This is a genomic window from Gardnerella sp. DNF01205 (assembly GCF_049244135.1).
Lineage (GTDB): Bacteria > Actinomycetota > Actinomycetes > Actinomycetales > Bifidobacteriaceae > Bifidobacterium > Bifidobacterium leopoldii.
The window spans coordinates 363,237-384,624 of record NZ_CP058378.1 but is presented as its reverse complement, the minus strand read 5'-3'; the positions used below and the strand labels follow the sequence as shown (position 1 = coordinate 384,624).

Annotated in this window: 15 protein-coding genes, 1 tRNA gene and 2 pseudogenes; 6 read left to right on the top strand and 12 right to left on the bottom strand. The window is 44.6% G+C overall.

Annotated features, from left to right (window positions below; translation table 11 throughout):
* Window positions 1-20 precede the first annotated feature (20 nt).
* Complete coding sequence (locus HXT47_RS01700; RefSeq protein ID WP_421789156.1) at window positions 21-1,505, bottom strand: App1 family protein; 1,485 nt, start codon at window positions 1,503-1,505, stop codon at window positions 21-23.
* Window positions 1,502-3,319, bottom strand: coding sequence for a L,D-transpeptidase (locus HXT47_RS01695; RefSeq protein ID WP_112928497.1), 1,818 nt, complete (start codon window positions 3,317-3,319; stop codon window positions 1,502-1,504). Before HXT47_RS01695 ends, HXT47_RS01700 begins: the two co-directional genes overlap by 4 nt.
* A gap of 382 nt (window positions 3,320-3,701) precedes the next feature.
* Here HXT47_RS01695 and HXT47_RS01690 point away from each other — a divergent pair, with 382 nt between their 5' ends.
* From HXT47_RS01690 to rpiA, 4 genes are all read left to right on the top strand, one after another.
* Entirely contained in the window at window positions 3,702-4,802 is a 1,101-nt protein-coding gene (locus HXT47_RS01690; RefSeq protein WP_004105433.1) for a diacylglycerol/lipid kinase family protein, read from the top strand.
* 30 nt (window positions 4,803-4,832) lie between these two features.
* Window positions 4,833-6,506 carry a phosphoglucomutase (alpha-D-glucose-1,6-bisphosphate-dependent) gene (pgm, locus tag HXT47_RS01685; RefSeq protein ID WP_101885886.1) on the top strand — a complete coding sequence of 558 codons (1,674 nt, stop codon included), beginning with the start codon at window positions 4,833-4,835 and terminating at the stop codon, window positions 6,504-6,506.
* A gap of 34 nt (window positions 6,507-6,540) precedes the next feature.
* Window positions 6,541-7,647, top strand: a complete 1,107-nt coding sequence (locus HXT47_RS01680) for a ribonuclease H family protein (protein WP_421789154.1) — start codon at window positions 6,541-6,543, stop codon at window positions 7,645-7,647.
* A 597-nt stretch (window positions 7,648-8,244) separates the two neighbouring features.
* Window positions 8,245-8,943 (top strand): ribose-5-phosphate isomerase RpiA, encoded by a 699-nt coding sequence (gene rpiA, locus HXT47_RS01675; protein ID WP_004105437.1) that lies wholly within the window; start codon window positions 8,245-8,247, stop codon window positions 8,941-8,943.
* Between the two features lie 136 nt (window positions 8,944-9,079).
* On the opposite strand, the gene HXT47_RS01670 is transcribed toward rpiA, so the two are convergent.
* Window positions 9,080-9,169, bottom strand: a complete 90-nt coding sequence (locus tag HXT47_RS01670) for a 30S ribosomal protein bS22 (RefSeq protein ID WP_004268639.1) — start codon at window positions 9,167-9,169, stop codon at window positions 9,080-9,082.
* A 103-nt stretch (window positions 9,170-9,272) separates the two neighbouring features.
* Window positions 9,273-9,929 carry a hypothetical protein gene (locus tag HXT47_RS01665; protein ID WP_004109607.1) on the bottom strand — a complete coding sequence of 219 codons (657 nt, stop codon included), beginning with the start codon at window positions 9,927-9,929 and terminating at the stop codon, window positions 9,273-9,275.
* 107 nt (window positions 9,930-10,036) lie between these two features.
* On the opposite strand from HXT47_RS01665, the gene radA reads away from it, so the two are divergent.
* Window positions 10,037-11,524: a DNA repair protein RadA gene (radA, locus tag HXT47_RS01660; protein WP_117008581.1), complete on the top strand. Its 1,488-nt coding sequence runs from the start codon at window positions 10,037-10,039 to the stop codon at window positions 11,522-11,524.
* A 59-nt stretch (window positions 11,525-11,583) separates the two neighbouring features.
* Here radA and ribF read toward each other — a convergent pair whose 3' ends face one another.
* The 6 genes and pseudogenes from ribF to nusA form a co-directional block, all read right to left on the bottom strand.
* On the bottom strand, window positions 11,584-12,828 hold the full coding sequence (gene ribF / locus HXT47_RS01655; protein WP_004105442.1) for a bifunctional riboflavin kinase/FMN adenylyltransferase: 1,245 nt from the start codon (window positions 12,826-12,828) through the stop codon (window positions 11,584-11,586).
* A 61-nt stretch (window positions 12,829-12,889) separates the two neighbouring features.
* Window positions 12,890-13,993 carry a tRNA pseudouridine(55) synthase TruB gene (truB, locus tag HXT47_RS01650; protein WP_004105445.1) on the bottom strand — a complete coding sequence of 368 codons (1,104 nt, stop codon included), beginning with the start codon at window positions 13,991-13,993 and terminating at the stop codon, window positions 12,890-12,892.
* A gap of 48 nt (window positions 13,994-14,041) precedes the next feature.
* Window positions 14,042-14,584, bottom strand: a complete 543-nt coding sequence (rbfA, locus tag HXT47_RS01645) for a 30S ribosome-binding factor RbfA (RefSeq protein ID WP_004105446.1) — start codon at window positions 14,582-14,584, stop codon at window positions 14,042-14,044.
* 2 nt (window positions 14,585-14,586) lie between these two features.
* A pseudogene (gene infB / locus HXT47_RS01640) lies at window positions 14,587-17,118 on the bottom strand (translation initiation factor IF-2); the annotation flags it as partial.
* 176 nt (window positions 17,119-17,294) lie between these two features.
* Window positions 17,295-17,442: pseudogene (locus tag HXT47_RS01635) on the bottom strand (translation initiation factor IF-2 N-terminal domain-containing protein); the annotation flags it as partial.
* A 319-nt stretch (window positions 17,443-17,761) separates the two neighbouring features.
* Window positions 17,762-18,844: a transcription termination factor NusA gene (nusA, locus tag HXT47_RS01630; protein WP_004105450.1), complete on the bottom strand. Its 1,083-nt coding sequence runs from the start codon at window positions 18,842-18,844 to the stop codon at window positions 17,762-17,764.
* Window positions 18,845-19,015: 171 nt separating this feature from the next.
* Between nusA and HXT47_RS01625 the strand changes: the two genes are divergently transcribed.
* Window positions 19,016-20,017, top strand: a complete 1,002-nt coding sequence (locus HXT47_RS01625; RefSeq protein WP_004105452.1) for a hypothetical protein — start codon at window positions 19,016-19,018, stop codon at window positions 20,015-20,017.
* A gap of 269 nt (window positions 20,018-20,286) precedes the next feature.
* Here HXT47_RS01625 and HXT47_RS01620 read toward each other — a convergent pair.
* Window positions 20,287-20,372 (bottom strand) — tRNA-Ser (locus HXT47_RS01620).
* A gap of 92 nt (window positions 20,373-20,464) precedes the next feature.
* A complete protein-coding gene (truA, locus tag HXT47_RS01615; protein ID WP_421789152.1) occupies window positions 20,465-21,370 on the bottom strand; it encodes a tRNA pseudouridine(38-40) synthase TruA in 906 nt (301 codons plus the stop codon).
* Between the last annotated feature and the right edge of the window lie 18 nt (window positions 21,371-21,388).

Sequence of the window (21,388 nt, the reverse complement as noted above, 5' to 3'; positions counted from 1 at the left end):
TATTTTGCAATTATTTTATACTATTTCGCAATCGCTTCCTCTATAAACGGAAGCATTACTTTAGCTAAATCTTTGCCTTGAGGAGCTGCAAAAAATGGCACGCCTTGCAAAGTACCAGCAGCACCTTCTGCTTCAATTATGCGCATTTGAGCATCATCAAAATCATCAATATCACCAGAAAACTCGTTAGCATTATGTAATTTTTCGATCGCCATAGTAGGAATTTCTTGCGCATCTTCACACGCAGTATCAAGAGCATCCGAAAAAACATACGCACGTTTAGATGCACTTAAAGCAACAGCAAAATCACGAGATAATTTACGACGAAAATCCTCAACAGTAGCACGCTTACGCAATTGCCTAATACCTACTGCAAGCACACGACCTGGATGCTTACGAATAATATTCGCATACGTTAAAGGATCCTTTTGACCATCATCGCCAATAAGCACAAAACGCATGCCAGGAAAATCATCCATAAGTTGAGTTGCAAATTCTAATTTATGCTGCGGTCCGTTTGGAATAAAAGTTTTAGGACGCGGATCCAAATCACGAAGAAGAAGAGGACCCTCAGGAAACTTTTCGCGATCAATAAAGTGACGAATTGAAGCCTCAACATTCCACGGAGAAGTAGAAAGATAGAAAAATGGAATATCGTCACGCAAACGCTCTAAAGACTGGAAAAACTCAGACATTCCAGCAACTGGCGAACGATGAGCAGGATTCATAATAAGCAAATTATAAGCAGCGCGAATTGGCGAAGGCGCTTGAGTAACCATAATAGTGTCGTCAACGTCCGAAATAACACCAACAGGAACATTTGCATCAATAGCAAATAAACTCGCTTTTACAGGCTCACGGTCACTAACAGAATACGAAACAACGTGACGACCAGGCTCTAAAGCGCGTTCGGTAATTAAATCTAAATACCCTGCACGGTCAGAAATACAGTACTCTGCACTACCATCGCGTGAACCTTCAGGCTTATCGTATATTTCAGAATCGCCAATTTGAGCTGTTTCTACAGGAATACCGTCAATAGACAAAGTCACGCGCACACGCACAGCAGGAACAACAAGCATCGCATAAATTCCGCGTTTTAGAGCAGAATGATGACCAAGCTTTGGAGCATACACAGTTCTGCAAATCAAGCGAGCATATCTATGCGTTCCATACCCAATATATGGCTCAACACTTGGAAACCAGCCAAAACGACGAGCAACACGACCAGCAAGACGCATCCACATGCCGACAATAGACGTAACGAGCCTGCGACCAAAACGCACAAGCAATGGCTTATTGTCAATACGCTCAGCTTTAGAAGGAGCGTCAAACAATGTTGCCGTAACATGCACAGGAATTGGCGCACTGCTAATCCGTCTAGACGCCACTAATTGCGGAGTAGATTGTGGGCTTTGCACATACTCAAGATTAGAACGCGCAGAAAGCGAAAGTCCTTCGGCGCGTTCATCTTTGTTAAGTGAGTTACCCACAGATTCGCTCATTCGCGTACCGGACCATCCGGAGTCGTGCCAACAATTTGCACAATAGTGCCACGTGGACAATTTTCAAAAATCCAGCGAGCATCCTGCTCATACATGTTTATGCAACCATGAGAGCCGTGATTTGCAGCATCGCCAGTTGCAATACCCTTATAATTCCAAGAAGCAGTGTGGAAACCTTCTCCACCATGGTAATAGCTAACCCAACGCACTCCAGGAGAGAAGTAAGGAGAGCCATCGCCATTCCTACCGCGCATATCTTGTGAAGCATAACGCAAGTAAATAAAGAATGTACCAGAAGCTGAATCATCGGCACCGCGCTTACCTGTGCAAACAGGGAATGTTTTTACAAGTTCATCATTCCTATAAACAGAAGCCGTTTGGGTTGTTTTGTCAACAACAATGCGCATTTCAACAAGCTTCTTTTCAACGGTAAACTTAGTGATTTTTGAAGGAACAGACATCTTGAAATCATTGCCATTGCGCAAAGATTCTACAGCCTTTTTCGCAATACTATCGGAATAGCTAATTTCAACACCATTAGAACCTTTAAGTGTTGTGAAAATAAACTTGCCTTCTTTATTGACTGCATCTTCCTGATTAATCTTTTGCTGATTAAGCTCTTTTGGAAGAACTTGAGACAAATAATAATCTGCTTTATCTGCATCAATTGTGTAAGAAAGCTTACGGCGAGTCGTATCTGCTTTTATACTGATCCAAGACGCAATCGCTTCTTTTGGAACCGTAAAATCTTTACCGTCACCGTTATTAAACGTGATTTTTTTCTCAAGAAGTTTATTTAAATCATCTACAAGTTTCTGCGCTGCATCAAGCTTAATAGGAGCGTCAGTGCGTCGAGATGTAACAGAAACTTTTACTGTTTTACCAGGGTGAGCAATTAACTTTTTTACTGCTTCACGAACAGACATAGTTTCTATAGTGCGACCAGGTATACCATCCTCTACCTTGTAAGATTCAGAATCCTTGTCGAAAACTGCACTATAAGGTACAGCGCGATCCTTCTCACGAATAAACTTATGCAATAAGTACGAATCCAAAGCAGAATCATCACGTACAGCTTTCAAGCTCACGGTTTGATGAACCCAAGGCATAATACGAGTAAATAAATTATCTCGCTTAGCATTCATAATAGCTTTTACAGTTGCGTTCTTATCAATCTTGACACCAAGTTGACTCAAATCTGCATCAACACTATTGCCTTGATCGTCACTAATTACTAATTCGCTATGGTCCACAGCATTCTGAACAGTCTTGCTTACAGAATCTTCCTGATAGCCAGTGAGATTGCGCGTAATAGAAGCATCACCAAAATCAACACCTGGAGCAACTCGATTGTTGAAATACAAATGAAGTGCAAAAAATGCTGCAGCTAACAAAATAACAAAAATAAGAAGCGAATACATCAACGCCAATGCGGAACGGTTCGCACGATGTTTCTTTGCTTTCGGCTCTACTACTCTAAATGAATCGGTTGCAGTTGAATCGGCAGGAGTTGCATTTGCATACATGCCATAAGATGTAGCATTATTGCCAAACACATTCTTCTTATTACCGGCAATATCTTCAACGATATCGTCAACAATGTCTCCAGAAGTATCTTCTTCATCGGCGACTTCGCCTAAATTATCAGCAAGAGTTCCCTCATAATTAACAGAATTATCAGCCATTTGATCTTCTACATGACTTTGAGGAACCTGCATAAAAGCAACAGTATCGTCACTAGCATCATCAGGCATATTACTAGATGTAATATTGAAGGATTCATCTCCCTCAAAATTTTGCTGTAATTCAGCCATATTCAAAACCTCTGCTCAATAATTGTATGCGACAGACACGCTTGCACAGTTTACCACTAGCGACGCACGAAATTAGTATTAGCGAAACATGAGAGCATAACTGGTTACATAACTAGCTATATAACTAGCTAAATATTTAGTACAGAATTAATGCGAATAATACACGTTAAAAAACGAGCAAAGAACAAGCAAAAGCAGCAAAATGCACAATTAACTAGCAACTAGCCGACACCTAATGAGTAACTAATAAACATCTAATACAAGCAATAAACGATATTTATAAAAACAATAAATACTACACAAATGTGTAAAAAACGTAAATATTCGCAATATGCCGCAAAATTTAGTATTGTAGAAAAAATAATGTGCAAGAATAGGAGGTATGCCAACTATGCCTATTCAAGCGACTATTGCTCTTATGATGATTGTATTCGCGCTTGTACTCGCACCATTCGTCATCATGATTGTTTCGCGCGCTTTAAAACGTCATCATTTGGCAGAAAAACTTGCTCAACGACACGGCGACTCAGTGCATTACGCATTCATACTTAATCCTTCAAAACCACAAGCGGAATCGTATCGCGAAAGTATTAAAAATTATTGCAAAGAACGCAATTTAACCTACGAAATTATTGATACACAGTTAGATAAAGATGGACGCGAATGCGCTTTAGAAGCACTTTCAAATGGAGCTAATGTAGTAGTAGCAGTCGGCGGAGATGGCACGGTTCGTACTGTTGCGAGCGCAGTAAGCGGTAAAGGTCATGCGATGGGAATTATTCCTATTGGAACTGGCAATCTTTTTGCTAGAAATATGGGAATTCCAGTAAACGACGTGGATGCTGCGCTGCGTGTTGCAACTTCTCACGGCTCTAGGCAGGTTGACGTTGGGCGCGTAACGATTCTCGACAATCCAGAAGAAGATCATGGACACGCATTCTTAATTATTGCAGGCATTGGTTTTGACGCGTTAATGATTGACGACACTGATCCAAACTTAAAAAAGAATATTAGTTGGCTTGCTTATTTTGTCTCTGGTGTAAAGCATTTGTTTATGCCAAAATATCGCGCAACCGTTACCTTACAGCGTTCAAATGGCGACGAAAGTGTGCTAAAAGGATTGACTTTCCGCACACTTATGGCTGGAAATTGCGGTCAAATTCCTATGTTTTCGCTTATGCCAGAAGCAGCATACGACGATGGTGTGCTTGATTTTGAGATTATTGACACTTCTGGCGGTTTAATTGGTTGGGCTAATTTGTTCCGAGGAGTAATACACCAAACGCTAACAGGGCGCGCACTCCAGCAGGATTCGCTTTCTGCAGGCTCGAGAATTGACCAAACGCAAGGTTTTAGCGCAGAAGTGCAATTAGAAAAATCTGCTCCAGTGCAAGTAGACGGCGACATTTTGGGATATACGAAACATTTGCGCTTCACTGTTGACAAGCAAGCATTGTGCGTAAGAGTGCCAGAAAATAAATAAAATACAAGCGCTGTGGCAAAATAAAAAATTATGGTAGCAAAAAATGCGGGAATGCCCGCCACCCCAGAAGATCTAGTCGACGTCGACGCTTTGGTTGGCGCTTACTATGATGAAGTTCCAAATTCCAACATTCCAGAACAGCGCGTGATTTTCGGCACGTCCGGCCACCGTGGTTCTGCTTTGAAAACTTCGTTTAACGAAGCTCATATTGTGGCAATTACGCAAGCTATTGCTGAATATCGCAAGAAAGCTGGCGTAACTGGTCCTCTTTATATTGGTCGCGATACGCACGCTCTTTCTGAGCCTGCTCAAAAAACCGCTATTGAGGTTTTGGTTGCTAACGGAGTTCACGTTCGCGTGGATTCTCGCGGCGACTTCGTGCCAACTCCTGTTGTTTCTCAAGCTATTTTGACGCATAATCGCGCAGCCGACGGCACTCAGCGTTTTAGCGGCGACGGCTTGGCTGACGGCATTGTCGTCACTCCTTCACACAACCCACCAACCGACGGTGGTTTTAAGTACGATCCTGTAACAGGCGGCCCTGCACCTGCGGAAGTAACTAACGCAATTGCAGCTCGCGCAAACGAATTGCTCGACAATTACAAGTCCGTAAAGCGCGTACCTTTCGAGGAAGCAATCAAGTCTGATTTGGTTGAAGGCTTCGATTACCGCGAACACTACGTTAGCGATTTGGCTAATGTAATCGATTTCGATGTGATTCGCTCTAGCGGCGTGCGTTTGGGAATTGACCCACTCGGCGGCGCAAGCGTAAACTACTGGCCACTTATGAACGAAAAGTACGGTTTGAACATCGGCGTTGTGCGTCCAGAAGTTGATCCAACTTGGCGATTCATGACTATTGACCACGATGGCAAGATTCGTATGGATCCAAGCTCCCCTTACGCAATGAAGGGCTTAGTTGATCAGCTTAACGCTGGCGCTTGGGATAAGTACGATTTGGTTGGCGGCACCGATCCAGATGCTGACCGCCACGGTATTGTGTGCCCTAACTGGGGCGTTATGAACCCGAACCATTACATTGCGGTATGCGTGGAGTATTTGTTCGGCGGTGCTCGTCCGGATTGGCCAAAGAATACTGCTATCGGCAAGACGCTTGTGTCTTCTTCCTTGATCGACCGCGTGGCTGCTTCTATTAACGCAAAGCTTGTGGAAGTTCCAGTTGGATTCAAGTGGTTCGTTGACCCACTCTTTAGCGGCGAAGTTGCTTTCGGCGGAGAGGAAAGCTCCGGCATGAGCTTCTTGCGCAAAGATGGTCGCGTGTGGACCACCGATAAGGATGGTTTGATTCCTGATTTACTCGCTGCGGAAATTACTGCAAAGACTGGCAAGAACCCAGCTCAGCTTCACCAGGATCAGGTTGCTCGCTTTGGCGAAAGCTGGTATAAGCGCGTCGATACGCCGACAACTCTTGAGCAAAAGCAGAAGTTCGCAGCTTTGAGCGGCAGCGACGTTGAAGCAACTAAGCTTGCTGGCGAAGATATTACCGCAAAGCTTACGGAAGCTCCTGGAAACGGCGCAAAGATTGGCGGCTTGAAGGTGACGACTAAGAACAACTGGTTCGCTGCTCGCCCATCTGGTACCGAGAATATTTACAAGGTTTACGCAGAATCCTTCGTTTCTCCAGAAGCACTTGACAAGGTGCTTGAGGAAGCTACTGCTGTAGTCGACAAGGCTTTAGCGTAACGTAATAATCTTGCGTAAATAAAGAATCTACTAATTGCGCTGGTTGCAATCTGCAGCCGGCGCATTTTTGAAAGGTTTTGTCATGATTGTTGTTTCAACAGACGGTTCCGCGCTCGGAAACCCAAACGGTTCAATGGGTTGGGCGTGGGCAGATCACATTGACGAGTCTGGTAGCTCTAACGAACACCATCACATAGGCAATGCAGATGCTGGAGGCGCAACTAATGGCACAAATCAAATTGGCGAATTATGCGCAGTTTTGGAAGCTTTACGAGCACATCCTGGAAGTGAGCCGCTCACAATCGAAAGTGATTCACAATACGCTATAAACTGCGCAACTACGTGGATTCACGGATGGAAAAAGAACGGTTGGAAAAACTCTAAAAATGAACCTGTTAAAAATGCCGAGCTGATTCGAGCAATCGACGCGGAAATTACTAAGCGCGAAGGCGCCGTAAAATTCGTGTGGGTTAAGGGTCACGCAGGAAACGAAGGAAACGAAAAAGTTGATACACTAGCGCGCGGATATGCGGAAGATTGCCGAAATGGTTTGAAGGACGGATACTTGCCTTTAGAAGGCTGGAAGTCGCTTCTTGCTTCTGAATATGCAAAAGGTACGAATGTGCCAAGTGATGCGAAAATGCTTTTAGATGGCAAAATTTCCAATGCAGAATATCATCTTGAACGCACAGTTGGCGAAGATATTAATCCTGATTTTTCTGCACAAAATAGTAAAAATGCTAGTGATCTAACTGAATCTGTAAATGAATCAGCACGCAAACAAGCGCAAGAAGCAGCATGTGAAACGAAGCCTGAACAAATGCGTGAAACAAAGCGTGAAACGTTAGAAGATAGCGAAAAAGATGCACTATCAATAGAAAATAAACAAGATATGCACCAGCAAGACGCTATAACTATTGTTCAAGAAGTTCCAAAAACAGAGCAAAATGTTACGCAAACTACATCTAAACCAGTTCAAGGATTAAGTGTTTCTGGCGTGCTGCAGTTTACTCCCCCGCCAAACACAAGCCCAAGCTTTAACGGCGAGGCGCGTTTTATTTCCGGCACAATCAACGTAAGCGGCTACGTAGAGCCCGACGGCACCTTGCATTTATCTCCAACTGCCTTCTACCTTTCATAGCTATTTTTGCAATTCGTTTAGTGTGGTGTTTGGCTGGCGGATTTCTATATGTGGCTGTGAGTAGTGGGTGTTACTTGTCTCGCAGCGCTCCGCTCTTATACCTTACTTAGACTTAGCGGTTGCGTAGTTAAGTTTAGTTTTTTACTTACTTTCTCTGCAAAAATAGTATTCATCATCACGATTATTACTATCGTTCCGCTTTTATATTGCTCGACCAAGCAACACCCACCCCTCACTACTAGTAAAACCGCTAGTGTTCTGTGGTGTGGTAGGAGTGCCTGGCGTGACGCATGCAGTAGCAATGACGCTAGTGTTCTCTAAGCAATAAATACTCAACGTCGGCAGAGCGCAACTGCAAAACTTCATAAACATGCAAGCATCCAATCAGTGCGAAAAATCTCAAATCTCTACCACACGAATATCCCGTGAATGAATGACGACGCAACTAAGATGCACATAGCCCTAAAAATCTTGGCAAAGGTTAATATGGAAATGTACGAAAATGAGGCACGCATAAAAACACAAAGCCTCTCCCGCAAATAGCGATGGAAGTTCATCGGCGAACTCGGGAATAACAAAAACAAGAAAGCAGGGATAATGGATAAAGCACAACAAGATGCGCTTAAAAAAGCAGCAGGCATTGAAGCCGCAAAGATTGTAAAGAATGGAATGATGGTTGGTCTTGGCACCGGCTCTACAGTGCGTTTCTTAGTTGACGAGCTTGGCCGCAGAGTTAAGGAAGAAGGCTTGAGCTTCACAGGAGTCACCACTTCTCGTCGCACACAAGAGCAGGCAGAGGGCTACGGCATTAAGATTCTCGACATTAACGAAGTGGATCACATTGACGTTACAATCGACGGTTCTGACGAAGTTGACAAGAATTTCAACGGAATTAAAGGCGGCGGCGCAGCTCTTCTTTGGGAAAAGATTGTGGCTATTAATTCCGACCGCATCGTGTGGATTGTTGACGCAAGTAAGGTAGTCGACACGATTGGCAAGTTCCCACTTCCTGTTGAGGTGATTCCGTTTGGCTCCGCGCAGGTGATTCGTAAGTTCGAAAAGCGCGGATATAAGCCAGTTTTGCGTCTTGATGCTGACGGCAAGGAAGTGCGCACCGACGAGAACAACTTCGTGGTTGATTTGCACATGGAGCGCATTGAGCATCCGCAGGAGTTGGCGAAAGATTTGATTGAAACTGTTGGCGTTGTGGAACACGGCTTGTTCTTGAACATGGTTGACACGGTGATTGTTGGCGATCCAAACGGTCCTCGCACGCTTACAAACCCAAATAAGTAGCGAAACTAATCGAAAAGTAGAGTCCGCAAACGCGGGCTCTACTTTTTTGTATATAAAAAGCGCCGGAAAAACCGACGCTTCAAAAAAGTCTTACGTGCCTAAACGTTCAGACACGCATCAACGCATAGTAAGAAAATTACTTGCGCTGGTGACGAGTCTTACGCAGCAGTTTGCGGTGCTTCTTCTTGCTCATCCGCTTGCGGCGCTTCTTGATGACAGAACCCATCTGAAGCCTCCATTCCTATGTAAAGTGTGCAACTTGCCTAATGTTACACCGTTTTAACGACTTTGTGGAGTGATATTACAAAGAACATCATTTTTTACAACATTTACATTGGGAATCTGTGATAAAAACGCTCTACTGCTTGCTTTGCGCCGTTCACTTCAAAAACAGCGGTATCGTTCTGCCACAATGCACTAGCCTGTGATTTATCATTTTCATCATTTCGCAACACATAGCTACCGGAAGTCTTACCAGAAACTTGAATTTTTCCACTTGCGATATCAGAACCCTTAAGTCCATCAACTAACGCTTCATACTGCTTGTTCGCAGAATCGCGATTCGACCATTGAGCAACAGTTACAGACACTTCCCCATCTGGCTGACCAGTTGAGTACTTAACAGAATATTCCTCCAAAGGCGACGATTCAGTCCAAGTTGCACTAGGTATAGCGTCAACACGAGCGAAATCAAGTACGCTATCAGGCATAGCCTTAAGCAATGCCGTAGAAGATGCTGGCAAAGGTTTCGATGGTATAGAAGGCGTTTTAGGCATTACCATATGATTTTTGCTCGCAACATTTTCGTGATTCAATGCCCAACCTGGCCACATAAATGCTGAAATTAGAGCCAAAACCACAATTACTGCAGCTGAAGTCAACACAACTAATAATTTGCTGTGTGATGAATTATTGACACTTGAGGAATTCATATTCAACGCACCCATCTTTGAAGCATTCATACTTGAAGCATTCGATTTCGACATACTTGCATTATGTCACATCGCGATGACGCTTTTAGTACGCAAAAGCGCTTTACAATCAAAAACAAATACAAAATATGATTGTCTAATAAAGCGTATAGCGTCGAGATATGGCTAGTAAATCTACTCTTCACTATTTATGCTCCGAATGCGGTTGGAGCGGCTCAAAATGGTACGGTCGCTGCCCTGAATGTGGCGAATGGGGCACAGTGAACGAGTTTAGAGAGGCGCGAGTTAGCGGATTATCTCGTACAACACGTGCATCACGCGCAACAACAGCATCGCGCACCTATTCACCGGATGGCATAACTACTTCTAATCGCAATATCGCACATTCAACTCTCGATTCAGCAACATCTGCGCAACCAATTAATGAAATTCAAGCAGACGACGCAATGCGCATTCACACTGGTTTTAGCGAATTCGATCGCGTATTAGGCGGAGGACTTGTGCCAGGCTCCGTAACTCTTATAGCAGGAGAGCCAGGTATCGGAAAATCAACACTACTTCTAAAAACTGCAGCTTACGTATCTAAACAATCAAAAGAAAGCAACACTCCCCCTGTATTGTATATTTCCGGCGAGGAATCAGCAGCACAAGTTAAATTGCGCGCGTCTAGAATTAACGCTGTAAACGATTATTTATTACTTGCAACAACAGGCGATCTTGACACTGTACTAGATCTTATTGAAACACATCACCCTACGCTTGCTATTGTCGATTCTGCACAAACGATTTCCGCACAAGAAGTAGATGGTATTACAGGCGGTTCTACACAAGTTAGAGAAGTTGCGAGCGCACTTATCGACGTTGCTAAAGCTAACAATATTCCGATACTTTTAGTTGGGCACGTTACAAAAGATGGTTCAATAGCAGGGCCGCGTACGCTTGAACATTTAGTAGACACAGTATGTCAATTTGAGGGCGATACACAAACAGCGCTACGCATGCTAAGAGCTGTAAAGAATCGCTTTGGACCTACAGACGAAGTTGGCTGCTTCGATATGAGCGGTGAAGGAATTGAGGAAGTGCCGGATCCTTCCGGACTGTTTTTGTCTTCTACAGAAAACAATAATCAAGGTAAAAATGCGCAAGATGGCACAAACGACGGAACTTGCGTCACTTTTACACTTGAAGGACACAGAAGCCTGCCGATTGAAATACAAGCACTTGTAACACAATCGGCTCTGCCCACTCCTCGCCGTGCAGTTTCTGGTGTTGATTCTAACCGTCTTGCAATGCTTACAGCAGTTTTGTATCGTCACGGACGCGTTAATTTGCTTGCAAAAGATTTGTACGTATCTACTATTGCAGGAGCGTTGGCAAAGGAGCCGTCTTGCGACTTGGCAATCGTAGCAGCTTTAGCTAGCGCTGCTGCCGGGAAAGCAGTAACTCCTAAAACTTGCGCAATTGGCGAGATGAGCTTAACCGGTCAAGTTCGCCCAGTGCCAAGAATAGAGCCGCGATTGCGCGAGGCTGCGCGAATAGGATATAGGCGCGCAATAGTTTGCCATATGCGGAAAAGCGTTAGTATTCCAGGATTAGAAATTATTGAAGTTAGCACAGTGCGAGAAGCGTTAAAAGCACTTGGACTATAAGCTAAACGCAGCTAGCAAAAATAATCGCAACTAAAAACCACTAAGCGCAAATATCAAAATCAGACTTCAGCTTCAGCATCTGTAATCTCGCGCACTTGCTCAACATTAGCTTTGAGCATATCTTTTAGCGCGTCAACTGAATCAAAAGCCTGTTGCGGACGCAAGAAACTAGCAAACTCAATGCAAACGCGGTGCCCGTACAAGTCTTTCCAATCGTCGAACAATCCGTAAGCTTCAACAGTGCGCTCTGCATCTTCTTCGCCATCTTTATTAAATGTTGGCTTAGTTCCAATAGAAATCGCAGCAGGCCAACGCCACGGAGAATGAACGCCTAAATGAAGCTCATCACGACGCAAAACACTCACATCTGGAACAGCATTTTTCGATGGTCTGACATCGTTCTTATTGTCAGCATCTAAATCAACAACCCAACCTGCATACACGCCATCAACTGGCACATAGCCTTCAATTTTTTCGCCAAGATTTACTGTTGGGAATCCAATCTCGCGCCCACGCTCGTCTCCATGAACTACTGTTCCTTCAACGCGATGCGGCTGATCCAAAATTTCACGCGCTTCTTTGACTCGACCAGTAGCCAACATCCAGCGCACATTTGTAGAACTCCAAGCACGCACTTTCTTATTTGGCATGCTCTTACTCCAAGCACGATATTCAGCTTTATTCATGCCCTCAGAAGGATCTTTAGGATCTCCAGGCTCCTGTGGAACTTCACGAACAATAGGATCAGGCACGCGAACGTCATCTGGACCCAAATCCTCTACTTCAATAAGCTCAAAAACTCCAGTTGCTTGAGACAACTCACGAATTGCTTTGATATCACCAGCACGACGAGCACCAAGCGCAGCATCAGAGCCAAGAACTAATGCTCGCATACCAAGCTTTCCAACGAGCTGACCTAAGAAGAAACGGTACGATTTTGCAGCAAAAGCAAGGCTGTAGCGCACAATCACAACATGATCAACATCCAACTGTGACATCACGCGCAAACGTTGACGCACGCTTGTAAGAGCATCCGGATCGTCCGGAAGTTTAGAATTAACGTCGCCAAAATCATCGTATAAATCAGGATTAGCATGCACTACGCTTGGACGCGGATCAAACATAATCACTACTGAAAACGCTCCATGACGATGCGCAAGATCCACAGTACGACGAATAACCTCGCGATGACCTTTGTGCATACCGTCGAATACGCCAATGGTAACAACCGCTTTACGCTCTGCACTTAACGTTGGCCAATTAATCATGCCGTTGGCATCTGGTCGAATGTCGATGACCTTCATGATATCCTTACTATCCGCGTTCAAGCATTACTCAAGCAAACTACGCAAAATACGCAATTCGTTATTTTAAATACTTATCTAGTTTACCAGTCTTCTCGCTTGCCGGAAATACCACAATTGGTTTGATTTGATTACTTTTTATATTTTTTGTCAATTCAACTACTGCAACAACGTCACATTCCTCAGTATTTGCGTTTGAAACGTACGCTATTGCAGGATAATTTTCGTAATTTATGCCAGATTTAAGCTCAATCCAGCGCCCAAAACGTAAGTCTTTAGCTTGATTCTCATCAATGCTTAAAGTTGGAAGCGAATGCGAAGCTGCATCCATCATATTTAAGCAAATTTTAGGAAGCATATTATTTGCGTCAAAATCGTCACTAGGAACTGCTTTTGAGCGATGCTGCAATACTCCATTGCGATCAGTAAATTCTCGCATTTGCGAGCGAAGTTTAAGAACTCGCGAATCAGTAACCGAAAAATCACCAACGCTAGTGCGACGAAGCTGAGTAAGATGTCCACCAACTCCTAGTAAGCGACCTAAATCACGAGCTAAAGCGCGAATATATGTTCCACTACTGCAAGAAACTTTTGCAGATATATCGCATACGAGTTTCCCACTCACTCCCCTAGTAATTCGAGGATTGCTCACTGAAAAATCACTAACAAATATCTCTCTAGGAGCAATCTCTACTGATTTTCCTTCGCGCGCTAAATCATAAGCGCGTTGACCATTAATTTTAATAGCAGAAAAAGCAGTAGGAGCTTGCATAATTTTGCCTACTAAATTTTCGCTAACAACTTGCTTAATTCGCTCAAAAGACAGTGACTTTTCAAAAGACATGTCTTTATTAGCGACGTGAACCCCCGGACCTATATTTAATGCGTCATTCGGAAGAATTTCACCTTCTGCATCATCAGTAGTAGTTGCTTCTCCTAAGCGGATTACTGCTTCATAGGTTTTATTGTGCCCCAACATGTAATTTAAAAGTCGCGTTGCATTGCCAAAACCTATGATTAGCAATCCTGTTGCCATAGGATCAAGCGTTCCTGCGTGCCCAACTCGCTTTGTATGCAACAAATGACGAGCGCATGCAACAATATCGTGACTTGTAACACCTTGCGGCTTATCTACAAGCAGTAATCCTGAATCTGGTATGCACATAAGTTAAATCTAGCTACTATACGATTCACATTGAGTTTGCTTTGAGATTTAATTGTTGTCAGACGATTCAGACATGTCTTCAAAGTCGCCCTCTTCAAAGTCATCGTCGTCGTCAAAATCGTCGTCGTCATCGAAATCATCGTCAGATTCTTCAACTTCGCGTGGCTTCTTATACGGATCGACATCGCCAGCATACTTAGCATTTTCACGCAACTTAGCTAATTCTTCATCACGATGACGAGCTGCAACAAGAATATCCTCAATTTCGTGCGCTTCAGACGGCACTTCGTCATAAATAAATTGCAATTGAGGAGTCAAACGCAATCCAGCTTTTGCACCGACCAAAGAGCGCAGTCGACCGTGAGCCTGCTGCAAAGCTTGTGCTGCACGCTGACGCTCGCCCTGCTCTTTGCCTTCGTGACCAAGTTGAGTCCAGTAAACCTTTGCAATTTGCAAATCGTTCGTAACGCGCACTTCCGTAATAGTTACACTCGCCAAACGCTTATCATGCAAATGCGATTCCATATTGGAAGCGATTACGCGCTGAATTAATGCTGCAATACGTGCAGCTCTAGGATTCGTTCCTGCCATAATTACTTGCGCTCAATCTGCTTCATTTCAAAGGTTTCGATTATATCGCCAAGCTCAATGTCATTAAAGCTGCCGAGATTAATACCAGCTTCATAACCTTCGCTAACGGATTGCACGTCATCCTTAAACCTACGCAAGCTGGAAATCTCCAAGTCGTTGACTGTAGCAACGCCGTCGCGCAAAATACGGCACTTCGTACCGCGCTTGACTTCGCCATCTTGAACCATAACACCAGCAATATTGCCGAACTTGGAAGAACGGAAGATTTCGCGAATCTCAGAGTGAGAAGTGACAACCTCTTCAAATTCTGGCTTAAGCATACCCTTCAAAGCAGCTTCGATATCTTCGATTGCCTTGTAAATAACCGAGTAGTACTTAACTTCCACGCCTTCACGCTCAGCCAAATCAGCAACCTGACGGTTTGGACGCACGTTGAATCCAATAATCACAGCCTTATCGACAGTTGCCAAGTTCACATCATTCTGAGTAATTGCACCAACACCGCGGTGAATAACCTGGATGCCAACTTCCTCAGAGACCTCAATCTTCATCAAGGAATCTTCCAAAGCTTCAACAGAACCAGAAGAATCGCCCTTAATAACGATGTTCAGCATGTCAACTTCAGACTTAGCGAACTGTTCCTTAAGGCTTTCAAGAGACACAACCTTGCGACGCTTAGCAAGCTGAGCTGCACGCTCTGTAGCTGCGCGCTTTTCAGCAATTTGACGAGCAGAACGGTCGTCCGAAGTAACCAAGAACAAGTCGCCAGCGGTTGGAACAGAGGTCAAACCAAGCACCTGAACAGGAGTGGAAGGAGCCGCATCCTGCAAATGCTTGCCGTTCTCGTCGAGCATAGCGCGCACACGACCATAAGAAGTGCCAGCAACAATAGAATCACCGACGTGAAGAGTACCTTGCTGCACAAGAACAGTAGCAACAGCACCACGACCCTTATCGAGTCGAGCTTCGATAGTTGCACCGCGAGCATCCATATTTGGATTTGCTTTAGGATCAAGCTCAGCGTCAGCAGTCAACAACACAGCTTCAAGAAGCTTATCGACGTTCGTGCCCTGCTTTGCAGAAATATCCACAAACATGGTGTCTCCACCGTAATCTTCAGCAACTAAACCGTATTCTGTAAGCTGACCGCGAACCTTATCTGGGTTAGCACCTTCAACATCAATCTTGTTCACAGCCACAACAATTGGCACATGAGCAGCTTGAGCGTGGTTAATAGCTTCAACAGTCTGAGGCATCACGCCGTCGTCTGCTGCAACAACAAGAATTGCAACGTCTGTAAGCTCAGCACCGCGAGCACGCATAGCAGTAAACGCTTCGTGGCCTGGAGTATCGAGGAACGTAATCTTACGAGGCTTTCCTTCAAGATTTACAGTTACTTGATAAGCACCGATGCGCTGAGTAATGCCACCTGCTTCGCGATCGATAACATTCGACTTACGAATGGTATCAAGCAAGCGAGTTTTACCGTGATCGACGTGACCCATAACTGTTACTACAGGCGGACGAGACTGCAAATCGTCATCTTCTTGCAGCTCTTCTTCGTCCAAATCGATGTCAAACTGCTGCAAAAGCTCTTTATCTTCTTCTTCAGCAGAAACAATGCTGATATTCCAGCCAATTTCTTCACCCAAAATTTGGAATGTCGACTCATCCAAAGATTGTGTAGCTGTTGCCATCTCACCCAAGTGGAAGAGAACAGTTACCAAAGCTGCTGGATTTACATCGATCTTTTCTGCCAAATCAGAAAGAGTTGCGCCTTGACGCAAGCGAATCGTAGCGCCGTTACCAGAAGGAATACGCACACCGCCAATCACTGGTGCTTTAAGCTCTTCGTATTCACGACGTTTCGCTAAGCGATTCTTACGAGCCTTAGAAGATTTACCACCTTGACGACCGAATGCGCCTGCAGCTCCTGCACGACCGCGACCGCCACTACGCGATGGACCACCATTAGGTGCGCCCGCTGCAGCAGCCTGGAAACTAGCTCCTTGAGACGCAAAACGAGATTCTGCAGATGGGCGAGAAGATGCACCGGAGCCTGCACCTGCGCCACCTTGACCGCGACGCTGACCCGACCACTGCGATGAGCGTGCGCCACCTTGACCAGAGCGACCGCCACGTGAGCGACCACCGCGTTCTGCACGTTCACCACGCGAACCTTGAGCTCCAGAGCCACCTTGACCCGGACGACCACCGCGGCCATTTTCAGCGCCAGGACGAGACATCGGATGAGGACGTGGAATATCTCCAGGTGTAGGAGCACGCATACCTTGCTTACGGCTAAACGGATTATTACCAGGACGTGGAGCAGATGCACCTGCACCTTGTGCATTCTGGTGCGGACGAGGGCGAGGAGGCATCTGTGAACGATCTGAGTGAGATTGACCTTGAGCTTGCTGTCGCGATTCGCCGCGATTATCATTGCGGCGATCATTTTTTCTATTTTCGCCGGCAGACGCATTAGAACGCGAAGTATTGTTTGAACGAGTATGATTTGCACCCGGCTTTGGAGCAAAATGAGAAGCTGTGTTATGCACAGGCTGGTTAGCAGAAGAGCCAGCTACAGAATCACTGTGTGACGAATCTTTAGCTTGAGGTTTAGCCTGCGGCTTAGCTTGAGGCTTAGCTTTTGGCGCAGCAGGCTTACTTGCACTAGATGCCTTTTCGGACTTATTTCCGTCAGATGCTAACGCTGTTTGCAAACGACGGACTACTGGAGCCTCAACTGTTGAAGAAGCAGACTTAACAAATTCACCCATGCTCTTCAAACGCTCCAACACGGTTTTACTGTCTACACCAAATTCTTTGGCCAGTTCATACACGCGCTTTTTAACCACTCAGTGTTCTCCTCTGTCTGTGGCAGCGCTAGTACACGCGACCACTTTACATTATTGCGAGCTTATTATTTATTATCGTGCGATATATCATCGTGCGACCATGATCTTATACCTCGTCTCCCGCCGGACGATGGCGATTGCCTTTCGCCCAGATTCCAGCTTTTAGCATACTCGAAACGTTGGATTGGCTCGAGTGTCGCCAAACGCTGCACGAGAGACTACTTTATTTGCACACCACTAGCAAAATAAACAATCAAGAAGTGCTAAACATTGCGGAAATATCAATCTAAAAAATATTTAGCACTTCTCAATTAACAATCTATTCAGCAGCAGATGCGTTATTATTCAAATCAACTGAAGCAGGCTGAGCATTTTGTGCTTGAGCTGCAGCAACCTTCTTAGCATGCTCTTCCGCAGACTCAATACCAATCTTCCAACCAGTCAACTTTGCAGCCAAACGAGCGTTCTGACCTTCTTTACCAATAGCAAGAGAAAGCTGAGCATCATGAATAAAAGCAACTGCAGTTTGATTCTTTTCACTCACTACTTGCACTTGTGTAGCAGTAGCAGGCGAAAGAGCAGCAGCAACAAACTTTGCTGGATCAGACGACCAATCCACAATATCAATCTTCTCTTGACCCAAGTTTTCCATTACAGCACGCACGCGTGAACCGCCAGGACCAATTAAAGCACCCTTTGGATTCACACCTTCAGTATTAGCTCTAACAGCAATCTTTGTGCGAGCACCGGCTTCACGCGCAATCGACATAATAGAAACTGCTCCAGAAACAAGTTCCGGCACTTCTCGCTCAAAAAGACGACGAACTAATTCAGGATGTGAACGTGAAACAACAATTTCTGGACCACGCAGACCGCGAGCAACATTTACAACATATACGCGAATACGCTCGCCATGGCGGTAACGTTCACCTGGAACCTGCTCGCGACGCGGCAAAATAGCTTCAACGTCTCCAACAGCAACGTGGATGTTAGTGTTATCTTTTGCGTCTTGTTGAATGATGCCGTTAATAAGCTTGCCTTTTTGACCAGAAAACGCACCAAATACGCGGTCATCTTCAGCTTTACGGAAAATTTGACTAATAACTTGACGAGCCGTCGCAGCAGCTAAACGACCAAAATCACGTGGAGTATCGTCATACTCCTCTCCCAGCGTTGGGGCTGGATACGGGTTATCTTCAGTAGGTTTACCAGGAATTTCATCCCTAGCCCACACAGTGAACGAACCTGCACGTTCGTCCAATTCAACTCGCACATGCTTTGCAGGATGAGCGGTTTTCATATACGCAAGACGCAAGGCCTCGGCGAGCGCCTCGTCCAGCTCCTCGGCATTAATCCCCTGCTGTGCCGCAAGCTGATGCATTCCCGCCAAATCCAATTCCATCGCGCACGTCCTCTCGTTATAACGCATTAATTTATGATTATTAATTGTAACTATTAGAGCACACTTATTTTTTTCTTCTAACAACAGTTAGCTTTAATTGTTACAGACTTAGAACAAATACCAAATTAATAAATCGATATTGGTCACAGTCAGTGGCTATTTTAGTAGATTATGCAGACACTTTATGTTTTGTTAAATGATATGCACAAACAAGTAAAACGCAGTATTGCCAGAGCACTCGTGCTTCTTATATGCGTTTTAATATCTCCACTCTTAACCGCTTGCGGAACATTGCAAAACATTCATGTCGAGCATACAGTTCACACAGCAGCTCCAGAAAATGCATGTGCTAAAGCATACAGGCTTGCGCAAAAAAGGCAGCGCGAAATCAAAAAGAACCAGAATAACACATCCCTTAAGGATTTTGAAACCGCAGCGAAATATTGGAAAACTGTCGCTCAGCAATGCCCAGGAAGATTAAGCGAAAGCATTGTATACAGCACGCAAGCTCAATGGGAAATGCTTTCAAAGAAAAATAGTGACGAAAATTCAAATAATGTAAGCAATAAAAGCGGAAACGAAAGCTCAGAAAATACAAAAACTACAACAGCGCAACAAATGGAGCACGATTCATACGCGAATCTTATCGAAGTAATAAATCATTACAAAAACTTCAAATGGACACATCAGCCCTTGGCTCAAGCTGCAGAAGCTGAAGACAAACTTGCTTTTATTTTACAGACACTAGCAGCGCGAAAAGAGCAAAATATTGCATTGGAATACAGCGATATGGCGTCGACAAATGCTCAAACTCTTATGCGAGCTGCAGGAGAAGGAACAGACTTGCGCAAAAAAGTTTACGATATTCCTCAAGAGACGTTAGAAAGCGGAAAAACACATGATTCAGTAAACGGAAAAGATCTGCCGATTACCGCTATAGCTTACATGGATTGCGCTAGAGAAGAACTAGCTGCTTTTAATCAAATAATAACGATTACGTCAAAAAATAATAATGCATCCGAGAATAACGTTACTGCAAAAAGCGATGATAACGATTCTGTAATGCGCGCCCAACAAACTCTTAAAAATGCAATTGTGCAATTAATCACATCTAGACTGTTAAGAGCTTATGAGCTTGGGTATCCTACTGATGCAAAACTTATTTTGAAGTAAAACTTAAACTTAGTGCTTTTAGCCTATACGGCATTCCCCTTTACACACAAAACAGGACTTGACTTCAAACGCGAGATAAGTTGCGCACGTTTGGAGCAATTTCCAAAACAAAACGCTCCAAACGCGAGAGAAAGTTCGCGCGGATTACGCGCTTGCTGCTGAGCTTGCGCGGAAATACACTAGTCTGCCCTGCCTGCGTCTTTATTGACGCAAGCTCGGCGAATTAAAAAAGCCTAAAGCAATTTACAGCTTTAGGCTTGGTTAATTCGCGGATGAAGCGAGATTCGAACTCGCGGAGGAGTTTACCCTCACACGCTTTCGAGGCGTGCTCCTTAGACCGCTCGGACATTCATCCACTTGCGATTTGTCGCACTGCAAGCGCGCACAAACGCAACTTTTCAATTGTAAACCATGCCGCGAATATAAAATCCATGGTGCGTTGAAACGTTATAACTCAGACGAATCACGGCGAGCGCGAATTTTTTCAGCGCGAGAAGCAAGCTCCTCATCAGGAGGATAAGCTACATATTCCAATGTCAATCCATGAGGATCAATTGGACCCGTCGAGCCTTCACGAAGAGGAACATTAATCTTTTCCTCAAACCAATCAAGAGAACGCTTTCCACAACCAATTTGCACACAAGCTTGCACAAGAGAACGCACCATATTGTGCGCAAAAGCATCAGCGACAATAGTAAATTCAAGCAAACTTTGTTCAATAGGAAGAACAAATCCAGTACTATTCTGCGCATCCTTTGACCCAACTCTGTGCCATCGAGCCTGCTTAACTTTGCGAATAGTAGTTCCGCCAGGATTCGGCTTAGCAAATGAGCCAAAATCATGCAAACCAACCATAAGACGCGCAGCCTGATTCATAGCATCAATATCAAGCTCTGAATCAAAACGCAAAACAAAGCCGCGCATACGAGGATCATATTTAGCTTTGCAATACCCATCAGCAATACGATACACATATGTGCGCTCTAGCGCAGAAAATCTAGCATCAAAGCCATAAGGCGCAACACTAACCTTGTGTATAACAATATCCTGCGCAAGAACGTGCCTCAGCCTATACTCCAACGCACTAACACCATCTAAACCAGTATGCCCTATGCAACGTTGCAATGTTTCATCTGAAATATCTAAATGACACACTTGATGAGATGCGTGAACGCCAGTATCCGTACGACCAGCAACAGTAAGACGCAACGATTCAGTAGGATCATTTTCCGGGACACGCAAAACCATATGCAATGCTGCTTCAATATCACCTTGAACAGTGCGCAAAGTAGGCTGCTTAGCCCAACCATAAAATCCGCCGCCGTCATAAGCCAAATCCAAGCGAAGTCGCATTTAAAAACCTTTCCAAAC